Annotated in this window: 16 protein-coding genes, 3 tRNA genes and 3 pseudogenes; 12 read left to right on the forward strand and 10 right to left on the reverse strand. The window is 69.9% G+C overall.

Features of this window, described 5'->3' with window-relative positions; genetic code table 11:
- The first annotated feature begins 63 nt into the window (after positions 1-63).
- The 7 genes and pseudogenes from QF032_RS13225 to QF032_RS13255 all read left to right on the forward strand — a co-directional run bounded on the left by QF032_RS13225 (position 64) and on the right by QF032_RS13255 (position 4,934).
- Positions 64-948, forward strand: coding sequence for a carbohydrate ABC transporter permease (locus QF032_RS13225; RefSeq protein ID WP_307060240.1), 885 nt, complete (start codon positions 64-66; stop codon positions 946-948).
- Positions 949-1,043: 95 nt separating this feature from the next.
- On the forward strand, positions 1,044-1,382 hold the full coding sequence (locus QF032_RS13230; protein ID WP_307056066.1) for an L-rhamnose mutarotase: 339 nt from the start codon (positions 1,044-1,046) through the stop codon (positions 1,380-1,382).
- A gap of 67 nt (positions 1,383-1,449) precedes the next feature.
- Positions 1,450-1,740, forward strand: a pseudogene (locus QF032_RS13235) (fumarylacetoacetate hydrolase family protein); the annotation flags it as partial.
- A gap of 59 nt (positions 1,741-1,799) precedes the next feature.
- Positions 1,800-2,867, forward strand: a complete 1,068-nt coding sequence (locus tag QF032_RS13240; protein WP_307056067.1) for an aldo/keto reductase — start codon at positions 1,800-1,802, stop codon at positions 2,865-2,867.
- Positions 2,839-3,750, forward strand: a complete 912-nt coding sequence (locus tag QF032_RS13245) for an amidohydrolase family protein (RefSeq protein WP_307060242.1) — start codon at positions 2,839-2,841, stop codon at positions 3,748-3,750. The genes QF032_RS13240 and QF032_RS13245 overlap by 29 nt, the downstream gene beginning before the upstream one ends.
- Positions 3,741-4,467, forward strand: a pseudogene (locus tag QF032_RS13250) ((Fe-S)-binding protein); the annotation flags it as partial. The gene QF032_RS13245 and the pseudogene QF032_RS13250, both read left to right, overlap by 10 nt.
- A 254-nt stretch (positions 4,468-4,721) precedes the next feature.
- On the forward strand, positions 4,722-4,934 hold the full coding sequence (locus QF032_RS13255) for an LUD domain-containing protein (protein WP_307056068.1): 213 nt from the start codon (positions 4,722-4,724) through the stop codon (positions 4,932-4,934).
- 862 nt (positions 4,935-5,796) lie between these two features.
- Here QF032_RS13255 and QF032_RS13260 read toward each other — a convergent pair.
- Positions 5,797-8,694, reverse strand: a complete 2,898-nt coding sequence (locus QF032_RS13260; RefSeq protein ID WP_307056069.1) for an NACHT domain-containing protein — start codon at positions 8,692-8,694, stop codon at positions 5,797-5,799.
- 1,071 nt (positions 8,695-9,765) lie between these two features.
- On the opposite strand from QF032_RS13260, the gene QF032_RS13265 reads away from it, so the two are divergent.
- Entirely contained in the window at positions 9,766-10,596 is an 831-nt protein-coding gene (locus QF032_RS13265; RefSeq protein WP_307060571.1) for a hypothetical protein, read from the forward strand.
- A gap of 73 nt (positions 10,597-10,669) precedes the next feature.
- Here the strand turns inward: QF032_RS13265 and QF032_RS13270 are convergent.
- The 4 genes and pseudogenes from QF032_RS13270 to QF032_RS13290 form a co-directional block, all read right to left on the reverse strand.
- Positions 10,670-10,941, reverse strand: a pseudogene (locus tag QF032_RS13270) (transposase); the annotation flags it as partial.
- 949 nt (positions 10,942-11,890) lie between these two features.
- A tRNA-Ile gene (locus QF032_RS13280) sits at positions 11,891-11,964 on the reverse strand.
- A gap of 167 nt (positions 11,965-12,131) precedes the next feature.
- Positions 12,132-12,204, reverse strand: a tRNA-Asn gene (locus tag QF032_RS13285).
- A gap of 5 nt (positions 12,205-12,209) precedes the next feature.
- Positions 12,210-12,282: transfer RNA gene (locus QF032_RS13290), tRNA-Asn, on the reverse strand.
- Between the two features lie 157 nt (positions 12,283-12,439).
- Between QF032_RS13290 and QF032_RS13295 the strand changes: the two genes are divergently transcribed.
- The 4 genes from QF032_RS13295 (at position 12,440) to QF032_RS13310 (ending at position 18,129) form a co-directional block, all read left to right on the forward strand.
- A complete protein-coding gene (locus tag QF032_RS13295; RefSeq protein WP_057574869.1) occupies positions 12,440-12,745 on the forward strand; it encodes a hypothetical protein in 306 nt (101 codons plus the stop codon).
- A 104-nt stretch (positions 12,746-12,849) separates the two neighbouring features.
- A complete protein-coding gene (locus tag QF032_RS13300; RefSeq protein WP_307056070.1) occupies positions 12,850-14,304 on the forward strand; it encodes a xylulokinase in 1,455 nt (484 codons plus the stop codon).
- A gap of 163 nt (positions 14,305-14,467) precedes the next feature.
- Positions 14,468-16,201 (forward strand): ABC transporter ATP-binding protein, encoded by a 1,734-nt coding sequence (locus QF032_RS13305; RefSeq protein WP_306952430.1) that lies wholly within the window; start codon positions 14,468-14,470, stop codon positions 16,199-16,201.
- Complete coding sequence (locus tag QF032_RS13310) at positions 16,201-18,129, forward strand: ABC transporter ATP-binding protein (protein ID WP_307042728.1); 1,929 nt, start codon at positions 16,201-16,203, stop codon at positions 18,127-18,129. The genes QF032_RS13305 and QF032_RS13310 overlap by 1 nt, the downstream gene beginning before the upstream one ends.
- A gap of 106 nt (positions 18,130-18,235) precedes the next feature.
- Here QF032_RS13310 and QF032_RS13315 read toward each other — a convergent pair whose 3' ends face one another.
- The 5 genes from QF032_RS13315 to QF032_RS13335 all read right to left on the reverse strand — a co-directional run bounded on the left by QF032_RS13315 (position 18,236) and on the right by QF032_RS13335 (position 25,160).
- Positions 18,236-19,543, reverse strand: a complete 1,308-nt coding sequence (locus QF032_RS13315) for an RNA polymerase sigma factor (RefSeq protein WP_373430332.1) — start codon at positions 19,541-19,543, stop codon at positions 18,236-18,238.
- Positions 19,544-19,599: 56 nt separating this feature from the next.
- Positions 19,600-21,498 (reverse strand): DNA primase, encoded by a 1,899-nt coding sequence (gene dnaG, locus QF032_RS13320; RefSeq protein ID WP_306952427.1) that lies wholly within the window; start codon positions 21,496-21,498, stop codon positions 19,600-19,602.
- A gap of 29 nt (positions 21,499-21,527) precedes the next feature.
- Entirely contained in the window at positions 21,528-22,793 is a 1,266-nt protein-coding gene (locus QF032_RS13325) for an NAD(P)/FAD-dependent oxidoreductase (protein WP_307042732.1), read from the reverse strand.
- A gap of 143 nt (positions 22,794-22,936) precedes the next feature.
- Positions 22,937-24,220 carry a deoxyguanosinetriphosphate triphosphohydrolase gene (locus QF032_RS13330; RefSeq protein ID WP_307056072.1) on the reverse strand — a complete coding sequence of 428 codons (1,284 nt, stop codon included), beginning with the start codon at positions 24,218-24,220 and terminating at the stop codon, positions 22,937-22,939.
- Positions 24,221-24,380: 160 nt separating this feature from the next.
- On the reverse strand, positions 24,381-25,160 hold the full coding sequence (locus tag QF032_RS13335) for a sirohydrochlorin chelatase (protein ID WP_307042736.1): 780 nt from the start codon (positions 25,158-25,160) through the stop codon (positions 24,381-24,383).
- Positions 25,161-25,308 lie beyond the last annotated feature (148 nt).

Raw genomic sequence — 25,308 nt, forward strand, 5'->3', positions numbered from 1 at the left:
ATCACAGCCCGCCGAACCCCGCCGGGCCACCGTGCCGACGACCGCACCAGCCCGAGGAAACCCATGCGCCGGACGCGCCGCCCACGCTCACTGGCCGCCCGGCTGACCTGGCTCATCGTCATGGGCCTGTTCACGCTGTTCTTCTGCGTACCGGTGGCGTGGCTCCTGCTGGCCACGACCAAGACCGACAGCCAGATCGTGCGGGACAACCCGTTCTCGTTCGGCTCGCTCGGCAAAGTCGCCGACGCCTGGCACCACCTGTACGCATTCCAGGACGGCGCGATCCTCACCTGGCTGCAGAACTCGGCGCTCTACACATTCGGCGCACTGGCCATCACCCTGGTGACATCGGTCCCCGCCGGGTACGCGCTGGCCCTTACCCAGTTCATCGGGCGCCGGATGCTGCTGACCATCACCATGCTCGTGATGCTCATGCCGACGGCCGCGATGGTGTTGCCCCTGTACCTGGGGATGAACGCCGTGCACCTGGACGGCACGATCTGGTCGGTGATCCTGCCCTTCTCCTTCTTCCCGTTCGGGGTCTACCTCACCTACATCTACTTCTCCTCCAACGTCCCCTCCGACCTGCTGTCCGCCGCACGGATCGACGGCTGCTCGGAATGGCAGGTCTTCCGTCTCATCGCGATGCCGCTCGCCAAGCCCGTGATCGCCCTGGTCGGCTTCTTCAACTTCGTCGGCAACTGGAACAACTTCTTCCTGCCGTTCGTGATGCTGCCCGACAGCTCCCAGTATCCGGCGCAGGTGGGGCTGAACAACCTGCTCGCCGCCTCCCCGCTGTTCAACACCTCCAGCGGCACGGGAAACCAGATCATGCGGCCCGAACTGGCCCTGGCCACCCTCGTGACCATCGTGCCGGTCCTGATCGTCTTCCTCTTCTCCCAGCGAGCCCTGGTGGCCGGCATGCTCGCCGGCGCGACGAAGGAGTGAGGCGGCGGCCACTCCCCTGGCGCCGCCCCGTATCCAACCGGCGTTCCGCGGCGGGCTGCCCGGCAACGCCGACCATCCTTACCGGAAGGAACCTGATGAAGCGGGTTGCCCAGACGGTCCGCCTGCGGCCCGAGCACCGTGAGGAGTATCTGCGCCTGCACTCCGCGGTCTGGCCGGGCGTCGAGGCCGCGCTGCGGGCCGCGAACATCCGCAACTACAGCATCTTCCTGCGCGAGAACACTCTGTTCGCCTACTTCGAGTACCACGGCGACGACTTCGAGGCCGACATGGCCACCATCGCCGCCGACCCAACCACCCAGGCCTGGTGGAAGCTCACCGACCCCTGCCAGGAGTCCTGGGCCGACACCGGCACCGGGGGCACATGGTCGGACCTGAACGAGATCTGGCATCTGAGCGAGTCCGGCACACCGTGACGGTCGTCCCCTGTCCTCCGTCCCTCGCCCGAGCCACCTGACACCCACCCATGGCAAGGAACACCCAGTGAAACTTGTACGAGTCGGCGCGCCCGGCGAGGAGCGGCCCGCCGTCCGCATCGAGGAGGGCCGGCTGTTCGATCTGTCCTCCGTCACCTCCGACATCGACGGCGCCTTCCTCGCCTCGGACGGAATCGAGCGGGCCCGGGCGGCGGTCGCGGCGGGAAGTCTGCCCGAGCTGGACACGGACGGTGTACGGGTCGGAGCACCCGTGGCCCGCCCCGGCATGGTGACCGCGGACGAGGTGGCGGCGGCCGTGGTCTACCTGGCGAGCCCGGCGGCTGGGTCCGTCACCGGCATCGCCCTGGCCGTCGACGGTGGCATGCAGGGGCTCCGGCTGCGCCCGGCGGCCGGCGCATGAGAGAGACGACGCTGGGCAGCACGGGTGTCAAGGTCACCGAGCTGTCGTTCGGGGCCGCCGGCATCGGCAACCTCTTCCGACCGGTCACCGACGAGGCCGCATTCGCCACGGTCGAGGCGGCCTGGGACGCGGGTGTACGCACCTTCGACACCGCCCCGCACTACGGACTCGGGCTGTCGGAGCGACGCCTGGGGGCCGCGCTGCGCGGCCGCGACCGTGACACGTACACCGTCTCCACCAAGGTCGGGCGGCTGCTCCAACCCAACCTCGAAAACCGCCAAGGCGACGATCTCGCCCACGGCTTCGCCGTGGCCGGCACTCACCGCCGCGTCTGGGACTTCAGCTCCGACGGCGTCCTGCGCTCTCTCGAAGCGAGCCTGGACCGCCTCGGCCTGGACCGTGTGGACATCGCCCTGCTGCACGACCCGGACCACCACGCCGAGCAGGCTCTCACCGAGGCGTACCCCGCGCTGGAACGGCTGCGCGGTGAAGGCGTCGTCAAGGCGATCGGCATCGGCGTGAACCAGTGCCCACTTCCCGCCCGTTTCCTGCGTGAGACCGACATCGACGTGATCCTGCTCGCCGGCCGTTACACCCTGCTGGAGCAGGAGGGGCTTGTGGAAGTGCTGCCGCAGGCCGCTGCCCGGGGAAAAAAGGTCATCGTCGGCGGGGTGTTCAATTCGGGCCTGCTCACCGACCCGAAACCCGGGTCCATGTACGACTATGCGCCCGCCCCCCAGCAGGTACTGGACCGGGCCCTGCGGATGAAGGCGGTCACCGAACGCTACGGCGTACCGCTGCGCGCTGCCGCTCTGCGCTTCCCGCTCGGCCATCCCGCGGTCGCGAGCGTACTGTCCGGCGCGCGTTCCGCCGAGGAGGTCCGCGACACGGTGGACCAGATGCGGCGACCGGTACCGGCCGCGCTCTGGGACGGACTGAGCGCCGAGCGACTGCTGCCGCCGCACGTCCCCGTCCCCGTATCCACACCGGTCGGCGAAGCCGGTCGCCCGGCGCAGGAGTCGAGCAGTCGTGGAGGTGACCGCTGTGGAGGAGACCATCGCTGAGGGTGTCATCGACGCGCACCACCACGTGTGGGACCTCTCCGTCCGGGACCAGGGCTGGATCACCGGACCGGAACTCGCCCCGCTGCGCCGCGACTTCCTGCTCGCTGACCTGGAGCCCGAGGCCCGGGCGGCCGGCGTCACCGCGACGGTCCTGGTCCAGACGATCGACGTGCCGGAGGAAACGCCCGAGTTCCTGGCGTTGGCGAAGAACAGCGACCTGGTGGCCGGCGTCGTGGGCTGGACCGACCTGACCTCACCGGATGTCGCCCGCGCGCTCGTGGCACTGCGGGAGGGGTCGGGTGGCGAGCACCTGGTGGGCATCCGCCACCAGGTGCAGGGCGAATCCGATCCACGCTGGCTCCTGCGGCCGGACGTACTGCGCGGGCTCGCTGCGGTGGCCGAAGCGGGTCTCGTGTACGACCTGGTCGTCAGGCCTCATCAGCTCGCGGCCGCGCTTGATGCCGCCCGGCTGCTTCCCGGCCTCACCTTCGTCCTCGATCACGCGGGCAAGCCCCCCATCACCTCGGGCGAGCTGCGGCCATGGGCGGACCCCGTACGCCTGCTGGCCTCGCTGCCCAACACCGTCTGCAAGCTCTCCGGCCTGGTGACCGAGGCCGACCCGGACCGGTGGAGCGTCCAGGACCTCCGGCCGTACGCGGACACGATCCTGGACGCCTTCGGACCGCGGCGGCTGATGTTCGGCTCCGACTGGCCGGTCTGCCGACTGGCCGCCACCTACGCCGAGGTCATCGCCGCGGCAAAGGAGTTGACAGCCTCCCTCGCCCCCTCCGAACGACACGAGGTCTTCACCGGAACCGCCCTGCGGACCTACGGCCTGACCGTCACCGGCCCCCCGGCCACCCAGGAAGCACCATGCGCATAGCTCTCTTCATCACCTGCTTCAACGACATGATGTTTCCCCGCACCGGCCAGGCGGTGACCGAACTGCTGGAACGGCTCGGCCACACCGTGGAGTTCCCGCAGGGCCAGACCTGCTGCGGCCAGATGCACTTCAACACCGGGTACCGCCCCGAGACCCTGCCCATGGTGTCCCGATTCGCGGAGGTCTTCGCGGGTTACGACGCCGTGGTCACCCCTTCCGGGTCCTGCGCGGGCATGGTGCGCGACCACCATCGGGTGGTGGCCGCCCAGTTCGGGGACCGCGAACTCGTCGGCGCGGTCGAGCAGGTGGTGTCGACGGTGTACGAGCTGTCGGAACTCCTCGTCGACGTACTCGGCCTCACCGACGTCGGCGCCCGCTTCCCCCACCGGGTCACCTACCACCCGACCTGCCACTCCCTGCGCATGCTCCGTGTCGGCGACCGGCCGCTCAGGCTGCTGCGCGCCGTGAAGGACATCGACCTCCTCGAACTGCCGGACGCCGAGTCCTGCTGCGGCTTCGGCGGCACCTTCGCGCTGAAGAACGCGGACGTGTCCAACGCGATGCTGGCCGACAAGATGCGTCATGTCCTGGACACCGGCGCCCGAGTACCTGTGCGCGGGCGACAACTCCTGCCTGACGCACATCGGCGGCGGCCTGTCCCGGCTGCGTACCGGCGTCGCCACTCTGCACCTGGCCGAGATCCTGGCCTCCACGGAAGGAGACGGACGATGGGCGGCGCGGACAACGTCGTATGGCTGGGTACCCCGGCCTCCCCCGAGGCGGCACGCACCGCGCTCGCCGACACGCGGCTGCGGGCGAATCTGCGCAGGGCTACCGGCACCATCCGGGACAAGCGGCTGGCGGCCACCGCCGAGCTCGACGACTGGGAGGAACTGCGGGAGACTGCGGCAGCCCTCAAGCGCCGCACCCTGCGTCACCTCGACCAACATCTGCTTCGGCTGGAGGAAACGGTGACCGTCGCCGGCGGCACGGTCCACTGGGCGTCGAACGCGGCCGAGGCGAACGCCATCGTGACACGGCTGGTTCAGGCGACCGGCGAGAGCGAGGTCGTCAAGGTCAAGTCGATGGCCACACAGGAGATCGGCCTCAACGAGGCGCTCGCCGAAGCGGGCATCCGCATCGTGATCGCAGACGAGTGGGCCCCGCCCTGCAGGACGCTGTGATGGGGTCCCCCAGAGCATGGCGCGCCGACGCGTGGACAGCGCCCAGTGCGCGGCGGGGCCTTCACCCGGCACACGGTCACGCCTTTCATGGCGGCAGCGACGGCGGCCGCGCGATCGAGCCACTCGTCGGAACACCTGGGCCGTTTCGGTTCGGGCAGTTTCCGTCCGCGCGCACCGGCCCCTCACGTCCTGGTGCCGGTGCGATCAGGCTCCTCGAAGCTGTGGTCGAATCCGGTGGGCAGTCCCGGCCGGAGGCCTTCCGGACGTCGAACGGAGAGCCTGCGGACGGGGGCCGACGGACCCCACTGCAACCCCGCGTCCCCAACACGTCCCCACGATCATGAAAATGAGGTCGAGGAGATGTTGCCGGCTCGTCGGCTCAAGCTCCGCTCGCCAGCATTCCCGCAGGTCAGCGCGACGTCTGCCCAGCGAGGGAGCAAGATCCTCACCCCGCTCCGAACTCGCGAGCAGCGGATTCAGTCCGTTGAACCAGAGTTGACGCTTCGAGACCTCGCGAGGAACGTTTCCGCAGGTCAGAAGCCTGCACAGGTGGGGCGGGTGGGACTCGAACCCACGGCCGACGGATTATGAGTCCTTTGAGGATCTTGGCGGCCTTTGCGTTTCTACGCCGATCCATGGCGTTTCCGCAGGTCAAACGCCGTGCACGATGTCAGCGTCAGTTGATCCTTGTCAGTCTGTTCCTATCCTTGCGTCCCCAACGCGTCCTCACCAGGCCTCACAAGTACCCGGCGGAGGCATCGGACGGCCATCGCGCCACCTTGAGACGGGGGTTCGAACTCGTTCGCAGCGGTCTTCCCTTCCACCGCGGAGAGGATCCTCCCCGAAAGCTGCGGCGAAACCACTATTGCCCTCTTTCAGGCGATGTCAGGTGGTTGGAAGTGATCGCCAGTTGCTCCTGCAGTCGGGCGTGGCGGAATTGGTACACCCCGCCCACCTGCCGTAGTACTCCCCGACTGTGGGCCTCGTTGAGGAAGGCCATGAGACGCCAAGGCAGTCGGCTGGACCCGCACAGCCACAGGCGGGCTGCTAGCAGCCATCCCCAGGCGCTCAGGATGAGGGCCAGCGGCCCGGCCAGGCCCCAGATGACCAGCGCCTCGTAGGTGCTGTCTGGCCAGTGCATGAGCGTGATCAAAAACCCCGTGGCAAAGATGCCGAAGTAGAAGACGATGATGCCTCTGGTGGCTGCAGTCGTGCGGTCGGTGCGCAGGCTGGCGATCGGGCTCAGGGCCCGTGAGATGTCGACGGGCGTGATCAGCCAGCGATGCAGACCCGCTGCGACGCCGCTGATCACGCCGATGGCGAGGCCTGCCCACAAGCCGGACACGGAGGCATCACGAAACAGGGGGCCGGGGTCGCCTGCGTACAGCCAGTGTTCATTTTCCGAGGGCAGCTCATTCTCGAAGTCGTATTCGCCGACGAAGTCGCCATTGGGCAACTTCACCCGCTCGTCGTCGTATGTGCCATGAGCAAGGTGGAGCTCGATGGGGCCGTAGAAGGGTGTGCATAGTGTCCGACCGGTGCAGGCATCGTCGGCGGAGGAAGCCGTAACCGCGTACCGGCTGCCGTCGGGGTCGTGAGCGACGACGCCGTGAACGGAGCCGGGAGTACGGACGAATTTGCCTCCGCCCGGTAGTCGGCCGTTCCACCAGCCGTTCGGCGTGACCGTGTACCGAGTTCCGTCCGGCAAGGAGTGCAGAACGGCCTGCTTGGGGAAATCACCCTGTCTGTCGGCTCGAATCGCCAGTGCGCTGGCCTGGGCCAGGCCGAAAGCGATACCGAGAAATAATCCCGAGACCAGACCAACGGCGACCGCCCGGCTCATCGCCCGGATAGCACGGCGACGTGGACGACGGTCTTGCGTGGTTACGTGGAGACCTGCCGCCCGGACCCGTGAGGCGTGGCGCCGGTCACGTACGGTCAGCAGCCCGGACAGCAGGCCGAGGCCGGCCGCAGCGGAGAGTGTGATGAGAGCCGCGCTCGGAGCCCAGACAATAAAGCCGAACCCGAAGGGAAGGAAAAGTGCTGGGGTTAGGCACGCGGCGCAGCCGAAGAGTAGAAGAGCCGCTGTGCTCAGGGTCCGGTGGAACGGGGAACGTGTCCGTGGGTTTCGCGCGAAAGAGGCAGTGGAGGGCAGGGGGACGCCGGTGATGCCCATGACGGCTAGGACCACGGCGGCGGCCAGGCCTGCGGTGATTGCCATGGCTACTGAATTGAGCCACCCACCTCCTGTGGGTGTGAAGGTGCCGTAGGGGAAGCTGAGGTTCCCTGTCGAGCCGGCGACGACGCCCAGGCAAGCGGCGATCGTCAGGGCCAGGAAGAATCCGAGCGGAATGCGACGCTGGTGGGGTGGGGGGCCTTGGGATGGTGGCGTCCGGCTGCGAGAAAGGACCAGGTAGCCGATAGTCACGCCGGCCAGGACCGAGGCCGTGACGACGGGCACCATGGGGCCTGTCGTCTTCACCGCGGCGAGGCTGATCACCATGGCCAGGCATCCCAGGAGCAGGATGGGGCCGAGCGTGCGAATCGGCCATGGGAGGGCCAGAACCAGCTGCCACCATGCCAGGTCGCGAAGGTGGTGCCGTTCCAAGTGAATGGCCAGGAAGCCGAGCCAGCGGCAAGCTTGGTCCGCGTCAGGAGAGTCACGGAAAGCAGCGGGCACGAACGCTTCGAGCAGGTGCGCTTCCAGTGCTGTGGGGTCGCTGAAGCGTGGATCGAGTAGTTCCGCAGGGTCGGCTGCGGATTCGCCGTATACCGAGCGTGCCATTGCGACTATCAGTGGTGTCTTCAGGACCTGGCGCAACGCTCGGCTGGGTGGGCTGCCAGGGTGGGCGCGGACGTGGGCGAGCACCGGGTCCCAACGTGTGGTGCGCTGGCCGTCGACGCCGCGAACAGGGCGGGCGGTCCGGACGAGATAGGCGCATGCGTCGTCGAATGGCAGTGGCCGGAGCTCGGCCACAGCAGCTGAGGTGAACACGTCGCCGCTTTCGACTCCCTCCGCGTAGATCTGGGTGCGGCAGGTCAGGAGGACGGGGCTGCCGGGATCGAGTTCCGCGTTCAGCCGGTGCATGGCCTGTGCCCTCAGGGGTTCGGGGATCTCGTCGAGCCCGTCAAGGACTGGAAGTACACGGTGCGCGCTCAGAAGCTCGCCACTCCATGTGGCCCCTGGGTAGGTGGTCGCGAGGGTGGCCGCCATCCAGTCGTGCAGACTCTCGTGGTCAGGCCGCCAGCTGGAGAGGGAGAAAATCACCGGCACGGGTTCGCCGGACTGACGATACTGTAGGAGATCAAGGGTGAAGCGGACCGCCAGAACGGTCTTGCCGCTTCCGGGGCCGCCCAGTAAGACCAGCCGCTTGGCCGGTACTCGGTTGAAAACCGTTGTGATGTGCTCCAAGCGGTCGTCCAATGCCGTCCGGTCTTGGGCATCGTCCCATTGGTCGGCGAGCCAGGGTTCCGCCAGGGCCCAGGACACCTGCAAGGGATCCGGGTCCTGCAATCGCCGTAGCCGCCACTCGGTCTGCCACTGTTCTCTGACGGCAACCGCCAACTGATCGCAGTAGCGGTCCAGCAGTTCGGCGGACGTCGGGCTGCCAGCCTCTGGCGCGCTGGTGCGAAACAAATTGATCGCCAGGCCCATCACGGATACACCGAAACCCAGCACCGTGGTCAACTTGGTGGCGTCACCCAGTCCACCGTTGCGTGCCGCCACGACGAGTACCAATCCGGTGACGATCACCGCCATTACCCAGAAGCCATGCCGCCAATATCGCCTCACGCAGCCCCCGTTACGGTCTCGCCAGGTCACTCGGAGAGTACTCTCCGTAACCACCTCCAGAAGGGAGGCGCGCCGCTGCAGAGCTTTGGTTGGGCACGGTGGGATTGGCTTGGCGGCGTACGGGTGGAAGTTCTCGTCGGCCTCGACCGGACCGAGCCCGCAACACGCGGTGCCGCAAACACATCGTCCCCGACGGTTTGACGATGGCCGGAGCCAGGAATCGCTATGGCACCGGCAGACGGTCCCCATCGAAAAGCCCGTGATCAGCCGTGATATCTCTGTCGGTTGCCACCCTCGCGGCCTCGGGCCAACCTTTGGGATCGCAGCTGTGGTCGATCTCGACTTCATGGGCCCCAGCCAGCCGCCAACGACTACCGGTTCTTGAGCGTCACCGATGGTGACACCCTCAACATCGCCATGACGGTCCGCACGGTGTCCAGCGCCCCGGAAAGCCACTACGGCGGCGCCCCAGCCACCGCCCAGGCCACTCTCGAGCGCGCCAGGGCGCGACTTCTGATGACTGCCGATTGGCGATGGCCAGCATCAGACCGACTACGGCGATAATATCAACGTATGTAATGATTCAGGGAGCGGGCGTTGGTTCTACTGACCGCCGACGCAAGCCTCGCCCCTCGCCGCAAACCACCAGGGGCGGATCTCCGCTTTCCGTTCCGTTGCTCGGTCGCCCGATGCATACGCGCGCCACGACGCGAGAAGGCCCGCGGAAGACCTACACAACAGGGAAGTCCGTCAGGCGATTCACGTAGTTTGCCTTCAGGGACACCCATGGCTCGACCAGATGGTCCAAGACCACGGGCCACCAAATCGGCCGGAGCTGGGCGTAATCGGTGAAATGCCGTAGGGCGCCAGGCGGCCTGACCATATGCGGGCCCGGCCACAGCCGGTGCAGCACCAAGTCGGTACCGGAGAGCAGCTGTCTGTCCACGGGTGGCCCCTCCGGAAACCGGTGGTTCTCCGCGACCGGGGCCTTTGGGCAGCCGTCACTTCAACGCATCACCGCTGATCGAAGGGGCAACGATGGACATGCATCACGGACCCCAGGCGCACCACGATGGCCATGACGGCCATGAGGGCGACGGGACCCTCGGGACCCACGGCATGCTGCTTTTCGGCAAAGAGGTGCTCTATATGTCGCATCTGCCGATGTTCATGGCACCGCACAATTTCCAGGTCATCCTGGAGGTTGGTCTGGACGGCGCTGTCGGCTCGGTGGTCCGCTCGCATCGGCATGTCGTGCCCGATGAGCCATACGACACGTTCGTTCCCGATGCCTTCCCCATGAGCCACCTCGACCCGCACGGGGATGGCCCGCGGCGGACGTCGATGACTGGCAAGATCTGCTGTGGTCACTTCGAGCGGGAGGGAGGACAACACCCCCCACTCGCCGAACGTACGGTCGTGACCGTCCAGAGTGTCGTGTACTTCGATCAGCTCGATGTGCTGGCGGAGCACTCGGACGACAACGAGCTTGCCTGCCTCTGCTTCGGTCATGGAGGGCAGTTGCATCTCGCCCACAGAATCACCGGGGCACCCAACTTCGACCATCTGCTTACCGTTCGGCCCGTCCCCGGCACCGCGACCAACATGGCCGGAGAACGGCTACCCGACGACGACGCCACCCTGGAGAGGTTCTTCGGGGAACGCTTCGCTGTGGCCGAACCGGTCCGCATCGGCGGGCGGAACGACCGTCGTGACCAGCGGGTGGTTCCCCCGGAAACCGTTGACGGGGACTTCTTTGCCACTGCGCCACCGAGCGGTTTCCACGGGTTCGGCGTGAAGGTCGAGGCGGTGCAGGAAATTTACATGGAAACCGGTGACCTGGCCAAGCCCCAGCAGCATCACGGCTGAGCCGCGACACCGCCCGCGGTCTGAGCAAAGGGACACCGAGCCAGCGTGCTCTTCGGCGCCTTCTTGCCTTCCCGCCGTGAGAGCCGCGTTCGTCGAGCAGAGCGCGGGTCCTCTCCGAGTCGTAGCCGGCGTCCAGGTGCACGGTGATGTCCTCGGGCAACGGCCCGAGGGCGTCCAGGGTCGTGGCGAGCAGTGGGGAGTCATGACGGTTAGCACCGGCCAGGCCACGGCCCAGCGGAATGCCGTATCCGTCCATCATGCCCGAGCGTTTCAGGCCCTGTTTGCCGCGGTCGACCGGGGACGCCCGGCAGCCTCGCCGCCTGCGGGAGCCTTGGTGACGGCACCGGTATCCGGGAGTCTCCGCGTTGGAGCGAGCGCATGGAGAGCGTGAGCGCATTTGCCACAAACGGCGGCACCGTCGATCAGCAGGTAGGCGTGTTGCGGATCCGGAACGGCCGTCGTACGCCTCTTCTCCCGTGCCAGGAGGGCCTCGAACTGCGGGCCCACGGATCTTCAGCCTCCTCATTGCCGCGCTGCCGCTCGGGTTGCGGCTGCGGACCGTGCACCCAGCGCCAGCCGACGGCACCCGCCTGTCATCACCTGACGCGACGACATCGCTCTCCCTGGCCGTCGGCGTCACTGGGGGTATCTACGGGATGGGTGGCGGTCCCCTGCTCGGCCCGATCCTCGTCGGCCGAGGAGCGCTGGCGGCTACCTCTACGCCCGCCTGCAACCGTTCCTACCCTAAACCGCGCTCCGGATCCTGCTGGGCACCCTCGCCACGGGCGTCGGCGCGCTCTCCGCAGTCCATGCCTCTGCGGGGACCGCATCACAGCGTGAGCGACGGCGGCCCCACGGTCGAGCCACTCATCGGAACACCTGGGCCGTTTCAGTTCGGGCAGTTTCCGTCCGCGCGCACCAGCCACTCACGGCCTGGTGCCGACGTGATCGGGCTCCTCGAAGTTGTGGTCGGACCCGGTCAGTAGCCCCGCCCAGAGGCCTCCCGGACGGCAAACAGAGGGCCTGCGGACGGTAGCCGACGGACCCCACTGAATCCCCGCGTCCCCAACACGTCCCCACGATCATGAAAGTAAGGTCGAGGAGATGTTGCCGGCTCGTCGGCTCAAGCTCCGCTCGTCAGCATTCCCGCAGGTCAGCACGACGTCTGCCCAGCGAGGGAGCAAGATCCTCGCCCCGCTCCGAACTCGCGAGCAGCGGATTCAGTCCGTTCAGCGAAAGTTGACGGCCCGACACCTCACGAGGAACGTTTCCGCAGGTCAGAAGCCTGCACAGGTGGGGCGGGTGGGACTCGAACCCACGGCCGACGGATTATGAGTCCGCTGCTCTAACCGGCTGAGCTACCGCCCCATAGCGGCGTGTCGCGTACAGGTGTGCGCGCCGTCTGCCGCAGCATAGCCGCTCATACGATCTCACGCTCCGGCTGGTCGACCTTGCACGCCCGGGAGGACTTGCGCCCTGGCCTGCACGTCCCGCCGACATGAAAAAGGACCCCGACGGGGTCCTCGTTCACGATGCTCCCCCGACTGGACTCGAACCAGTAACCTGCCGGTTAACAGCCGGCTGCTCTGCCAATTGAGCTACAGGGGACCGAGCTCCCCCGACTGGACTCGAACCAGTAACCTGCCGGTTAACAGCCGGCTGCTCTGCCAATTGAGCTACAGGGGAATGCCTCGTCGCATCGAACGTGCCTAGCTGGGTATTCGCCAGGAAGCGCTCGCTCGCTGCGACACATACATTAGCGCAAGCAGGGGGGTGCTCCGCCAATCGGTTCCCCCCGGCGCCGGTGTCGTGCCAGGGACCTACTCGAGGAAGGGTGGCCGTCATGCGCTACAAGCTCACGTTCGTCGTCGGACTGGCTGTCGGTTACGTACTGGGCACGCGCGCCGGGCGCGAGCGTTACGAGCAGCTGAAGAAGTCGGCGCGGCAGGTCGCCCAGAACCCCGCCGTGCGCAACACCGCCGAGACCGCCGCCCACCAGGGCCGCCAGTACGCGGGCAAGGCGTACCACGCGGTCAGCGACAAGGTCGGCGACCGGATGCCGGAGTCGGTGGCGGGCCGGGTGCGCTCGCTGCGCGACCGCAACGTCAACGGCGCGGGCGGGGACGACTGGGGTACGAGCAACACCTGACGACGCTCCCGTGACGGCGGGCGGCGGCCCCGTTCGGCCCTCCCGCCGGGCCCGGAAGCGACCGACGGCCGCATCCGGGCCCGGCGTGCGGCAGAATTTTCGGCATGGGGATAGTCGCCGGGTTGGACAGTTCGCCCGATTTCACTCGTATCGTCGTCTGCGACGCGGACACCGGAGCCGTGCTCCGGCAGGGATACGCGCCGCATCCGGTGGAGGGCGCCGAGGGCGGCGGCCGGCCGTCCGACGTCGACCCGCAGGCCTGGCTGCTTTCCCTGGGTGAGGCCGCGGGCGGCGGGCTGCTCGAAGGCGTACAGGCCATCGGCGTGTCCGCGCAGCAGAACGCGGTCGTGCCGCTGGACTCGCAGGGCAACACCGTGCGGCCGGCGATGGTCGGCGGGGACAAGCGGGCGCAGGTCGCGGCGGCCGACCTGGTCGACGCGCTCGGCGGGCGCGAGGCGTGGGCGCAGGCGGTGGGATGCGTGCCCCAGGCGGCGCAGCCGGTGACCAAACTGCGCTGGCTGGCGAAGAGCGAGCCCGACGCCGCCGCACGCAGCGCCGTGCTGCTGCAGGCGCACGACTGGCTGGTGTGGCAGTTGCTGGGGCGGCCGGTGCGCCGGACCACCGACCGCGGCGGCGCCTCCGGCACCGGGTACTGGTCGGCCGCCACCGGCGGATACCGGCCCGATCTCGTCGAGCTGGCGCTCGGCCACCAGGCGATGCTCCCCGAGGTGATCGGACCGTCCGACGCGGCCGGCACCACTCCGGAGGGGCTGCTGATCTCCGCCGGGACCGGCGAGACGATGGCGGCGGCGCTGGGGCTCGGGCTGGGGATGGGCGACGCGGTGGTGTCACTCGGGGCCTCCGGGTCCGTGATGGCCGTGCACCCCGAGGCGCTCGTCGACCAGAGCGGGATGATCACCTCACTGGCGGACGCGACCGGCATGCATCTGCCCGTCGTCACCACGCTGAACGCCGTACGGACCCTGCGCGGCGCGGCCGAGCTGGTCGGGGCGCCCGATCTGGACGCGCTGTCGGACCTGGCGATGAAGTCGACGCCGGGATCGCACGGGCTGGTCATGCTGCCGTACCTGGAGGGCGAGCGGACGCCGAACCTGCCGCACACCGCCGGCACGCTGGCCGGGCTGCGACGCGAGTCGATGAAGCCGGAGCACTTCGCGCGGGCCGCCTTCGAGGGCATGCTGTGCGGGCTCGCGGACGCGCTGGACGTGCTGCGCGGCCGGGGCGTGGACGTGCGGCGGGTCTTCTTGCTGGGGGCGGCGGCCGAGCTGCCGACGGTGCAGTCGGCGGCGCCCGCGCTGTTCGGCGCGCAGGTCGTGGTGCCGCAGCCGGCCGACTACGCGGCGATCGGGGCGGCCCGGCAGGCCGCGTGGGCGCTCGGGGCCTCGCAGGGCACGCTCGACCCGCGGACGCCGCCGGCCTGGCAGGGGGCGGCGGCACAGGTCCTCGACCCGGGTGAGGACCTGGCCGTGGGCCAGGCGGTGCGCCAGCAGTTCGTGTCGGTGCGGGAGCAGACCCATCCCGGAGCTTTCCGGTCATGAGTGAGCAGACGGTGCACATCGGTCGCCCGGCGGCCGGGAAAACACTGCTGTCGGCTTAATCGGTTGAGGTAACACGGGTGGGGTGTCGGACGATAGGGGCCAGGGGCAACCAATGCCCTCCCGGCTACCCCATGCCCCTCCCGCCGACTCCGAGAGACGTAGCGTGCTCATACGACTTCTGCGGACCTATCTCAGGCCCTACAGGAAACCCATCGCTCTTCTGGTGCTGCTGCAGCTCCTGCAGACCTGCGCCACCCTCTACCTGCCCACTCTGAACGCGCACATCATCGACAACGGCGTCGTCGAGGGAGACACCGGATACATCCTGACGTTCGGCGGCGTGATGATCGCCGTCTCGCTGGCGCAGGTCGTGTGCAACATCGGCGCCGTCTACTACGGCGCCAGGACCGCCTCCGCCCTGGGCCGGGACGTGCGGGCGGCCGTCTTCGACCGGGTGCAGTCCTTCTCCGCCCGGGAGGTCGGCCACTTCGGCGCTCCCTCGCTGATCACCCGGACGACCAACGACGTCCAGCAGATCCAGATGCTGGCCCTGATGACGTTCACGCTGATGGTGTCGGCGCCGATCATGTGCGTGGGCGGCATCGTGCTGGCGCTCGGCCTGGACGTGCCGCTGTCCGCGGTGCTCGTCGCCGTCGTGCCGACCCTGGGCATCTGCGTGACGCTGATCGTGCGCCGGCTGCGGCCGCTGTTCCGGTCCATGCAGATGAAGCTGGACACCGTGAACCGGGTGCTGCGCGAGCAGATCACCGGCAACCGGGTCATCCGGGCGTTCGTGCGGGACGAGTACGAGCAGCAGCGGTTCCGGGAGGCCAACGCCGATCTCACCGGCGTCTCGCTGAAGACCGGCAACCTGATGGCGCTGATGTTCCCGGTGGTCATGACGACGGTGAACCTGTCGTCGATCGCCGTGGTGTGGTTCGGCGCGCACCGGATCGACAGCGGCGGAATGCAGATCGGCGACCTGACCGCGTTCCTGGCCTACCTCATGCAGATCGTCATGTCCGTGATGATGGCCACCTTCATGTTCATGATGGTGCCGCGTGCGGAGGTGTGCGCCGAGCGCGTCCAGGAGGTGCTGGACACCTCGTCGTCCGTGACGCCGCCGGCGGCGCCCGTCACCGAGCTGCGCCGGCGCGGGCACCTGGAGATCCGGGGGGCCGGCTTCCGCTACCCCGGGGCCGAGGAGCCCGTCCTGAAGGCCGTCGAGCTGGTGGCCCGACCCGGTGAGACGACGGCCGTGATCGGCTCGACCGGCAGCGGCAAGTCCACGCTCCTCGGGCTGGTGCCCCGGCTGTTCGACGCCACCGAGGGCGAGGTGCTCGTGGACGGGGTCGCCGTCGGCGAGGTCGACCCGGTGCTGCTGGCGCGGACCGTCGGTCTCGTGCCGCAGAAGCCGTACCTGTTCGCGGGCACGGTCGCCACCAACCTGCGCTACGGCAATCCGGACGCCACCGACGAGGAGCTGTGGCACGCGCTGGAGGTGGCGCAGGCCAAGGACTTCGTCAGCAAGCTGGAGAACGGCCTCGACTCCCCCATCGCGCAGGGCGGCACGAACGTCTCCGGCGGTCAGCGGCAGCGGCTGGCGATCGCCCGCACGCTCGTGCAGCGGCCGGAGATCTACCTGTTCGACGACTCCTTCTCGGCCCTCGACTACGCCACCGACGCGGCGCTGCGGGCGGCGCTCGGCCGGGAGACCGCCGAGGCGACCGTGGTGATCGTCGCCCAGCGGGTGGCGACCATCCGCGACGCCGACCGGATCATCGTCCTCGACGAGGGCCGGGTCGTCGGCACGGGCACCCACCGCGAGCTGATGGCGGACAACGAGACCTACCGGGAGATCGTGCTCTCCCAGCTCACGGAAGCGGAGGCAGCCTGATGGCCGGGCCCATGGGGCGCATGATGGCCGGCACCGGTCCCGAGAACCGCTCGCTGGACTTCAAGGTGTCCGGCAGGCGGCTGCTCGCCCAGTTCAAGCCGGAACGGCTGACGCTCTGCGTGATGCTGTTCTGCGTCGTGCTCAGCGTCGGCCTCAACGTGGTCGGACCGAAGATCCTCGGCCGGGCCACCGACCTCGTCTTCGCGGGCATCGTCGGCCGGGAGATGCCTGCCGGGGCGACCAAGGAGCAGGCCCTCGACGCGATGCGGGAGCGCGGCGACACCAGTGTCGCCAACATGCTCAGGAGCACCGACTTCACGCCCGGCAAGGGCATCGACTTCGGCTCGGTCGGCGAGGTCCTGCTGGTCGCGGTCGGGGTGTTCCTGGTCGCCGGGCTGCTGATGGCGGGCGCGACACGCCTGGTCAACAGGGCCGTCAACCGCACGATGTTCCGGATGCGCGAGGACGTGCAGACGAAGCTGTCGCGGCTGCCGCTGTCGTACTTCGACAAGCGGCAGCGCGGCGAGGTGCTGTCCCGCGCGACCAACGACATCGACAACATCGGGCAGACCCTCCAGCAGTCGATGGGGCAGCTCGTCAACTCGCTGCTGACGATCGTCGGCGTGCTGGCGATGATGTTCTGGGTGTCGTGGCTGCTGGCGCTGGTGGCCCTCGTCACCGTGCCGCTGTCGGCGGTCGTGGCCACCCGCGTGGGCAAGCGGTCGCAGCCGCACTTCGTGCAGCAGTGGCGCTCCACCGGCAAGCTCAACGCGCACATCGAGGAGATGTACACCGGTCACACCCTGGTGAAAGTGTTCGGTCGTCAGCAGCAGTCGGCCGAGCAGTTCGCCGAGCAGAACGACGCGTTGTACGAGGCCGGGTTCAAGGCGCAGTTCAACAGCGGCGTCATGCAGCCGCTGATGATGTTCGTGTCGAACCTCAACTACGTGCTGGTGGCGGTGGTCGGCGGGCTGCGCGTCGCGTCGGGTTCGCTGTCCATCGGCGACGTGCAGGCGTTCATCCAGTACTCCCGTCAGTTCTCGATGCCGCTGACGCAGGTCGCGTCGATGGCGAACCTGGTGCAGTCGGGCGTGGCCTCGGCCGAGCGGGTTTTCGAGATCCTCGACGCGGAGGAGCAGGAGGCGGACCCGGTGGTCGCCGAGCGGCCCGCGGAGCTGCGCGGACGGGTGGCGCTGGAGGGCGTCTCCTTCCGCTACGACCCGCAGAAGCCGCTGATCGAGGACCTGTCGCTGTCGGTGGAGCCCGGCCACACGGTCGCCATCGTCGGTCCGACGGGCGCCGGCAAGACGACGCTGGTGAACCTGCTCATGCGGTTCTACGACGTCTCCGGCGGACGCATCACCCTCGACGGCGTCGACATAGCGCGGATGTCCCGTGACGAGCTGCGCGCCGGGATCGGCATGGTGCTGCAGGACACCTGGCTGTTCGGCGGCACCATCGCGGAGAACATCGCGTACGGCGCGTCGCGGGAGGTCACCCGGGGCGAGATCGAGGAGGCGGCGCGGGCCGCGCATGCGGACCGGTTCGTCCGCACCCTGCCCGACGGCTACGACACCGTGATCGACGACGAGGGCAGCGGGGTCAGCGCGGGTGAGAAGCAGCTGATCACCATTGCGCGGGCGTTCCTGTCCGACCCGACGATCCTGGTGCTCGACGAGGCCACCAGCTCCGTCGACACCCGCACCGAGGTGCTGATCCAGAAGGCGATGGCGAAGCTGGCCCACGGGCGCACGTCGTTCGTCATCGCGCACCGGCTGTCGACCATCCGGGACGCCGACACGATCCTGGTGATGGAGAACGGCTCGATCGTGGAGCAGGGCGCGCACAGCGACCTGCTGTCGGCGGACGGGGCCTACGCCCGGCTGTACAAGGCGCAGTTCGCGGAGGCGGTGGCGGAGGTCGACTGACCGGGGACGGACGGTCGGCCGTGCGCCATGCCTTGCCGCGCCGTGCCGTGCCGTGGGGGCCGCTCGCAACGGGTGACTGCGAGCGGCCTCGCCCGGTCGGCGCGGCTCAGTCCAGGTAGCCCCTGAGCTGGTCCGCGAAGGCGTGGTCGCGCAGTTTGTTGAGGGTCTTCGACTCGATCTGCCGTATCCGCTCGCGTGTCACGCCGAAGATGCGGCCGATCTCCTCCAGGGTGCGCGGGCGGCCGTCGGCCAGTCCGTAACGTAACTGGACGACCTTCCGCTCGCGTTCGCCGAGCGTGGAGAGCACGGCTTCCAGGTGCTCGCGCAGCAGCAGGAAGGCCGCCGACTCCACGGGGCTGGCCGCGTCGCCGTCCTCGATGAGGTCGCCGAGGGCCACGTCGTCCTCCTCGCCCACGGGCGCGTGCAGGGAGACGGGCTCCTGGGCCAGCCGCAGGACCTCACCGACGCGCTCCGGCAGCAGGTCGAGCTGGGCGGCCACCTCCTCCGCGGTGGGCTCGTAGCCGCGTTCCTGGAGCATCCGGCGCTGGACGCGGACGACCCGGTTGATGAGTTCGACGACATGGACCGGGACGCGGATGGTGCGGGCCTGGTCGGCCAGCGCGCGGGACATGGCCTGCCGGATCCACCAGGTGGCGTAGGTGGAGAACTTGTAGCCGCGGGCGTAGTCGAACTTCTCGACCGCCCTGATCAGGCCGAGGTTGCCCTCCTGGACGAGGTCGAGCATGGTGAGCCCGCGGCCGACGTACCGCTTGGCGACGGACACCACGAGCCGCAGGTTGGACTCGATGAGGCGGCGCTTGGCCATCCGGCCCCTGACGACCAGCCGGTCGAGGTCGAGGGCGAGTTCGCCGGCCAGGTCGGCCGAGCCGGCCAGCTTCTCCTCGGCGAACAGGCCGGCCTCCACGCGACGGGCCAGCTCCACCTCCTCGGCCGCGGTGAGCAGCGGGATGCGGCCGATCTCGCGCAGGTACTGGCGGAACAGGTCGGAGGACGGGCCGGCGCTCTCGGTGACGCGGGCGCGGCGCGGGGCCTCGACGGGCTCGGGCTCGGGGCCGTCCGCGAGCGCCTCGGGCGGCGGGTCCGCGGGCTCGGCGTCGGACTCGGCGGCCGTGTCGGCGGCCGTGTCGGGGCCGGTCCCGGTCGCCGCGTCCGCGCCGGTCCGCGTCTCCGGGTGGTGCGCGGCTCGGTTCTGCGGCGGGACCGCGACCAGGACGTCGGTCTCGGCGTCCGGTTCCCTACCGTCGGGCGCGCTCTCGGCGGTGCTGTCGGTCGGGGTGAGGGTCCGGGTCTGCACGGGGGCGACCTCCAGGATGATCGCTGCTGAGGTGAGCGGCGGAGGTACTGGGGGCCGCTCCGAGGACTCAGGCACCGGACCCAGTGTGGCGTACGGCACATCGTCGCCACGAGGGGCGTGCGGTGACTTTTTGAGTCCGGCCGGTGACGTGCTGTTCAGAGGGCGTCGGGGCCGTGCACCTTCAGCGCCTGGTCGTACTGCTGGAGGACCCACAGCTCGTTCTTGGCGGCGGCCAGCTGCGCCGGGTCGCCGCCCGCCTCCAGCCGTTTGACGGTGATCTGGATCTCCCGGACGCGGCGCTCGACGGCCCGGCGGCGGACCTGCACCAGGACGTTGCCCGCGTACACCTCGTCGACCGTGCGGCGCATGATCGGCTCGACCGCGAGTTCGGTGACCATCGCGCGGACGGCGTCGTCGGGGGCCATGTCCCGGACGCGGACCAGGTACTCCGAGCCGTCCTGGACGCCGAGTTCGGCGCCGCCCGCGTCGAGGACTGCCTGGCGGACGGCGGAGTAGGGCGCGGCGGTGAACTCGTCGGCCCCGTACGCGTCGAAGGCCGGGGAGACCAGCTCCGGGCGCTGCAGGGCGAGCTTGAGCAGCTCGCGTTCCGTCGCGTAGACGGGGTTGCGCAGGGTGAGGGCCGGGCCCGAGGCCTGCCGGGGGGAGGCGTCGTACTCCTGGGGGCCGCGGCCGGCCGGCGCCGGGCCCTTGCCGCCCCGGTCGCGGGCCCAGCGGGCCAGCTGGGCGACCCGCTTGACGACGAACTGGGTGTCCAGGATGCCGAGCATGCCGGCGAGCTGGACGGCGACCTCGTGCTGGGCGCCGCTGTTCTTGATGCGGGCGACGATGGGCGCGGCCTCGTCGAGGGCGGCGGCGCGGCCCGCGGGGGTGTCGAGGTCGTAGCGGACGACGATCTGGCGGAGCGCGAACTCGAAGAGCGGGGTGCGGGGTCGGGTCAGGTCGGCGACCGCCTCGTCGCCCTTGGCGAGGCGCAGGTCGCAGGGGTCCATGCCGTCGGGGGCGATGGCGATGTACGTCTCGGCGGCGAACTTCTGGTCGTCCTCGAAGGCGCGCAGGGCCGCCTTCTGGCCGGCCGCGTCGCCGTCGAAGGTGAAGATCACGCGGGCGCTGCCGTTGTCCATCAGCAGCCGGCGCAGGATCTTGATGTGGTCGCCGCCGAAGGCCGTGCCGCAGGTCGCGATGGCGGTGGTGACGCCGGCCAGGTGGCAGGCCATGACGTCGGTGTAGCCCTCGACGACGACCGCGCGGCTGGACTTGGCGATCTCCTTCTTCGCGAGGTCGATGCCGTAGAGGACCTGGGACTTCCGGTAGATCGCCGTGTCGGGCGTGTTGAGGTACTTGGGCCCGTTGTCGGCCTCGTAGAGCTTGCGCGCGCCGAAGCCGACGACCTCGCCGCCGATGTCGCGGATGGGCCACATCAGACGGCCCCGGAAGCGGTCGATCGGCCCGCGGCGGCCCTCCTGGGCGAGCCCGGACAGGAGCAGTTCCTTGTCGGTGAAGCCCTTGCCGCGCAGGAAGCGGGTGAGGTGGTCCCAGCCCTGGGGGCTGTAGCCGACGCCGAAGTGGACGGCGGCGGCCTGGTCGAACCCGCGCTCGGCGAGGAAGAGCCGGCCGGTGTCGGCCTCGGGGCTGAGGGCGAGCTGTTCCGCGTACCACTCGGCGGCGATCTTGTGGGCCTCGACCAGGCGGATGCGTTCGCCGCGCTGGTGGGAGGGGTTGTAGCCACCCTCCTCGTAACGCAGGGTGATGCCGGCCTGGGCGGCGAGCCGCTCCACCGCCTCGGAGAAGGTGAGGTGGTCGACCTTCATCACGAACGTGATGGTGTCGCCGCCCTCCTGGCAGCCGAAGCAGTGGAAGAGCCCCTTGCTCGGGCTGACCTGGAAGGACGGCGACTTCTCGTCGTGGAACGGGCACAGACCCTTGAGGTTGCCGCCGCCCGCGCCGCGCAGCTGGAGGTACTCGGACACCACGGCGTCGATCGGGACCGCGTCCCGAACAGCCTTCACGTCCTCGTCGTTGATCCGTCCTGCCACGTGGTGATTCTACGGGGGCGCACCGACACTCAAGGGAGCAGACCGTCCAGGGGGACGTGGGGGTCGGCCAGTGCCTCCGTGTCCACCGGCGTCCGGGCGGTGATCAGCTTCTGGATGGGTTCCGTGACGTCCCACACGTTCACGTTCATCCCGGCCAGCACCCTGCCCGACTTCACCCAGAACGCGATGAACTCGCGCTTGGCCGCGTCGCCGCGGATCACGACCTCGTCGTACGTGCCGGGCGGCGCCCAGCCGCTGTACTCCATGCCCAGGTCGTACTGGTCGGAGAAGAAGTACGGCACACGGTCGTACGCGACCTCCTTGCCGAGCATCGCGCGGGCGGCCGCCGGCCCGCCGTTCAGGGCGTTCGCCCAGTGCTCGACGCGCAGCCGGGTGTCGAACAGGCCGTGCGGGAAGGACGCGACGTCGCCGGCGGCGTAGATGTCGGGGTCCGAGGTGCGCAGCGTCGTGTCCACGGCGACGCCGCCGCCGTGGGCACGGTCGGTCATCTCCAGGCCGGCCGCCTCGGCGAGGGCGGTGCGCGGGGCCGCGCCGATCGCGGCGAGGACGTCGTGCGCCGGGTGCTCCTGGCCGTCGTCGGTGCGGGCGGCGAGGACCATGCCGTCCTGCCCGACGATCTCGGTGAGCCGGGCGCCGAAGTGGAAGCGGACGCCGTGCTCGCGGTGCAGGTCGGCGAAGACGCTGCCGAGCTCGGGGCCGAGGACCCCGTACAGCGGCGTCGGCTCGGGTTCGACGACGGTGACCTCGGCGCCGTACTCGCGGGCCGCCGCCGCGATCTCCAGGCCGATCCAGCCGGCGCCGGCGATCACGATGTGGCCGTTGTCCCGGCCGAGGGCCGCGAGGACGCCCTTGAGGCGCTCGGCGTGCGCCAGCCGGCGCAGATGGTGCACGCCGGCCAGGTCGGTGCCCGGGATGTCCAGGCGGCGCGGCTCGGCGCCGGTGGCCAGCAGCAGCTTGTCGTAGTGGGCGAGTGTGCCGTCGTCGCCGAAGCGGACCGTCTTCGCGGTGCGGTCGATCGCGTCGACGGTCTGGCCGAGGTGCAGCTCGATGTCGTTCTGCGCGTACCAGGCGGGCTCGTGCACGAAGACGCTCTCGCGCGGCTCCTTGCCGAGCAGGTAGCCCTTGGAGAGCGGCGGCCGCTCGTAGGGGTGGTCGCGTTCGTCGCAGATCAGTATCACGCGGCCGGTGAAGCCCTCCGCTCGCAGCGTTTCGGCCGCCTTCGCGCCGGCCAGGCCTCCTCCGACGATGACGAATGTCTGATCCGCGTCGACCACGTGATGCCTCCTCGTTGAGCGTGCCGCCATATGCGAGCGTCCCGCACGCGGCGTGATGGGGGAAGGGGGACGTGCCCGATCACGGCACGCCGTGGCGCGTTGTCGGCCGTTTGGGCGCACCCGGCGGGACCGGGCGCTCCCGGTCAGCGTCCGGTGCGCGTCGTCAGACGGCGGTGCATCGAGCGGGCGGAGGCGTCGGTGAGCGACGCGATCTGGTCGACGACGACGCGCTTGCGGGCGCGGTCGTCGGCGGCCCGGTCGAACAGCGCGCGGAACTGGGGGTCGAGGCCGTCGGGAGCGCGTGCGGTGAGGGCCTCGGCGAGTTCGCCGATGACGACGCGCTGGTCGGCGCGCAGGCGTTCCTGTTCGGCGCGCTGCATGACGTACCGGTCGGCGACGGCCTTGAGGACCGCGCACTCCAGGCGCGTCTCGTGCGGGACGACGAGTTCGGCGCCGTAGCGGGTGAGGCGGCCGGCGTGGTGCCGCGCGCGCGTGGCGCCCTCGGCGGCGAGGCAGAAGCGGCCGATGAGCTGGCTGGTGGCGTCCTTGAGGCGGGCCTGGGCCACCGCCGTGCCGTCGTAGCCGTGCGGCCACCACTCCTGGTCCTGGAGGCGGTCGAGGGCGGCGGCGAGCTCGGCCGGATCGGTGCCCGCGGGCACGTAGCGGCCGACGGCGACCCGGAAGATCTCCTGGCGTTCCGGTTCGGCGTGCAGGCAGTTGGGGTCGATGTGGCCCGCGTGCAGGCCGTCCTCCACATCGTGGACGGAGTACGCCACGTCGTCCGCCCAGTCCATGACCTGGGCCTCGAAGCACGTGCGCGTGCCGGGGGCCTCCTCGCGGACCCAGTCGAAGACGGGCCGGTCGTCGTCGTAGACGCCGAACTTGGGCGAGCCGGGGTCGGTGGGGTGGCCGCCCCGCGGCCAGGGGTACTTGGTGGCGGCGTCGAGGGCGGCCCGGGTGAGGTTGAGGCCCACGGAGCCCTCCTCGGTGAAGCGCTTGGGCTCGATCCGGGTCAGCAGGCGCAGCGACTGGGCGTTGCCCTCGAAGCCGCCGCAGTCCCGCGCGAAGTCGTTGAGGGCCTGCTCGCCGTTGTGGCCGAACGGCGGATGGCCGAGGTCGTGGGAGAGACAGGCCGCCTCGACCAGGTCCGGGTCGCAGCCGAGGGCCGCCCCGAGCTCCCGGCCGACCTGGGCGCACTCGAGGGAGTGGGTGAGGCGGGTGCGCGGCGTCGCGTCCCACTCCGGGGTGCGCTCTCCCGGGGTGACCACCTGCGTCTTGGCCGCGAGCCTTCTGAGCGCCGACGAGTGCAGGACGCGCGCGCGGTCGCGTTGGAAGGCGGTACGGCCGGGGCGTTTGTCGGGCTCGGGGGCCCAGCGGGCGACTGACGTCGGGTCATAGGCGGTGTCGGGGTGTGCGGTGCCTTCCATGATTCGACAGTAAGCGGCGGGAGTGACAATCGGGGCGGTACTCGCCTGCGGGGTTCTCCGCGGGCTTCACTGCGGGGCGCGTGCGTGGCGTGCGTGGTGGGGCGCGTGCGTTCGCGCGCCCCACCCGTCCGCAGCCGTTCGCGTGCTTCTCGCGCGCCTCTCAGGCGGCGTCGCTCCGGCCGTCGGCCGCGAGGGCCCGGTCGTAGCGGTGGAGCAGGAGGCTCGCCATCAGGGGGTGGACGCCCAGCGGGGCCGCGGCGATCCACGGGGCCGCCTGCGCGGCCTCCGTCGCGAACCGGCCGGGGGCCGTGAAGCAGGAGGCCACCGCCACCCGGTCGCGTCCTCGCGCGGCCAGGGCCCGCAGCGCCGTCGCGACCGTCGGGGCCGCAGTCGACGCGTAGGCGGGGACCACCGGCACGCCCAGCCGGTCGGCGAGCAGCCGTGCCGTACGGCGGGTGTCGGTCGCCGCGTCGGGGTCGCGGGACCCGGCGGCCGCCAGGACCACCGCGCTCGCCCTGCGCTCCCGCCCGGTCGCCGGTGTGCGCCAGCCGGCCTCGGTCAGGCGTGCGTGCAGGGTCTCCGCCAGCAGCGGGTGCGGCCCCAGCGGTGCCGCCACGCGCGTGCGTACCCGGGCCCGCGCCGCCGTCTCGGGGATGTCGTGCTTGACGTGGTGACCGCGGGCGAGGAGGAGCGGGACGAGGACGGCGTCCGTCGTGCCGCGGTCGTCCAGAGCGGCCAGGGTGTCCGTGAGCAGGGGCTCGTTCAGTTCGATGTGCCCGAGGTGGACCGCCAGGCCGGGGCGCTCGGCGCGGACGACGTCCAGGAGCGCGCGGACGGTGCTCAGGGCGCGCGGGTCACGGCTGCCGTGGGCGACGACGACCAGCGCGGGCGGGCCGGGCCGCCGGCGGCCGTCGAGGTGGACGAGACGTGGCTGGCTCATGCACCCATCCTGCCCGGCCGAGATTGCACCCCCGTTGCCTGACCGTCACGACTGTTTTCCGGGGCTTCACCGCCGGAGCGGGACGGGTGTGAGGCGCGGGACACACGCCGGGAGGGCGAACCGGATCACCGCCCGCCGCGTCCTTCCT

It is taken from the genome of Streptomyces achromogenes (assembly GCF_030816715.1).
Lineage (GTDB): Bacteria > Actinomycetota > Actinomycetes > Streptomycetales > Streptomycetaceae > Streptomyces > Streptomyces achromogenes_A.

What these genes read in the sequence shown, in the direction of transcription:
- QF032_RS13225 (WP_307060240.1), top strand. Translation starts at nt 64, where the DNA reads ATGCGCCGGACGCGCCGCCCACGCTCACTGGCCGCCCGGCTGACCTGG.
- QF032_RS13230 (WP_307056066.1), top strand. Translation starts at nt 1,044, where the DNA reads ATGAAGCGGGTTGCCCAGACGGTCCGCCTGCGGCCCGAGCACCGTGAG.
- QF032_RS13240 (WP_307056067.1), top strand. Translation starts at nt 1,800, where the DNA reads ATGAGAGAGACGACGCTGGGCAGCACGGGTGTCAAGGTCACCGAGCTG.
- QF032_RS13260 (WP_307056069.1), bottom strand. Translation starts at nt 8,694, where the DNA reads ATGGCGGTGATCGTCACCGGATTGGTACTCGTCGTGGCGGCACGCAAC.
- QF032_RS13265 (WP_307060571.1), top strand. Translation starts at nt 9,766, where the DNA reads ATGGACATGCATCACGGACCCCAGGCGCACCACGATGGCCATGACGGC.
- QF032_RS13295 (WP_057574869.1), top strand. Translation starts at nt 12,440, where the DNA reads ATGCGCTACAAGCTCACGTTCGTCGTCGGACTGGCTGTCGGTTACGTA.
- QF032_RS13300 (WP_307056070.1), top strand. Translation starts at nt 12,850, where the DNA reads ATGGGGATAGTCGCCGGGTTGGACAGTTCGCCCGATTTCACTCGTATC.
- QF032_RS13310 (WP_307042728.1), top strand. Translation starts at nt 16,201, where the DNA reads ATGGCCGGGCCCATGGGGCGCATGATGGCCGGCACCGGTCCCGAGAAC.
- QF032_RS13330 (WP_307056072.1), bottom strand. Translation starts at nt 24,220, where the DNA reads ATGGAAGGCACCGCACACCCCGACACCGCCTATGACCCGACGTCAGTC.
- QF032_RS13335 (WP_307042736.1), bottom strand. Translation starts at nt 25,160, where the DNA reads ATGAGCCAGCCACGTCTCGTCCACCTCGACGGCCGCCGGCGGCCCGGC.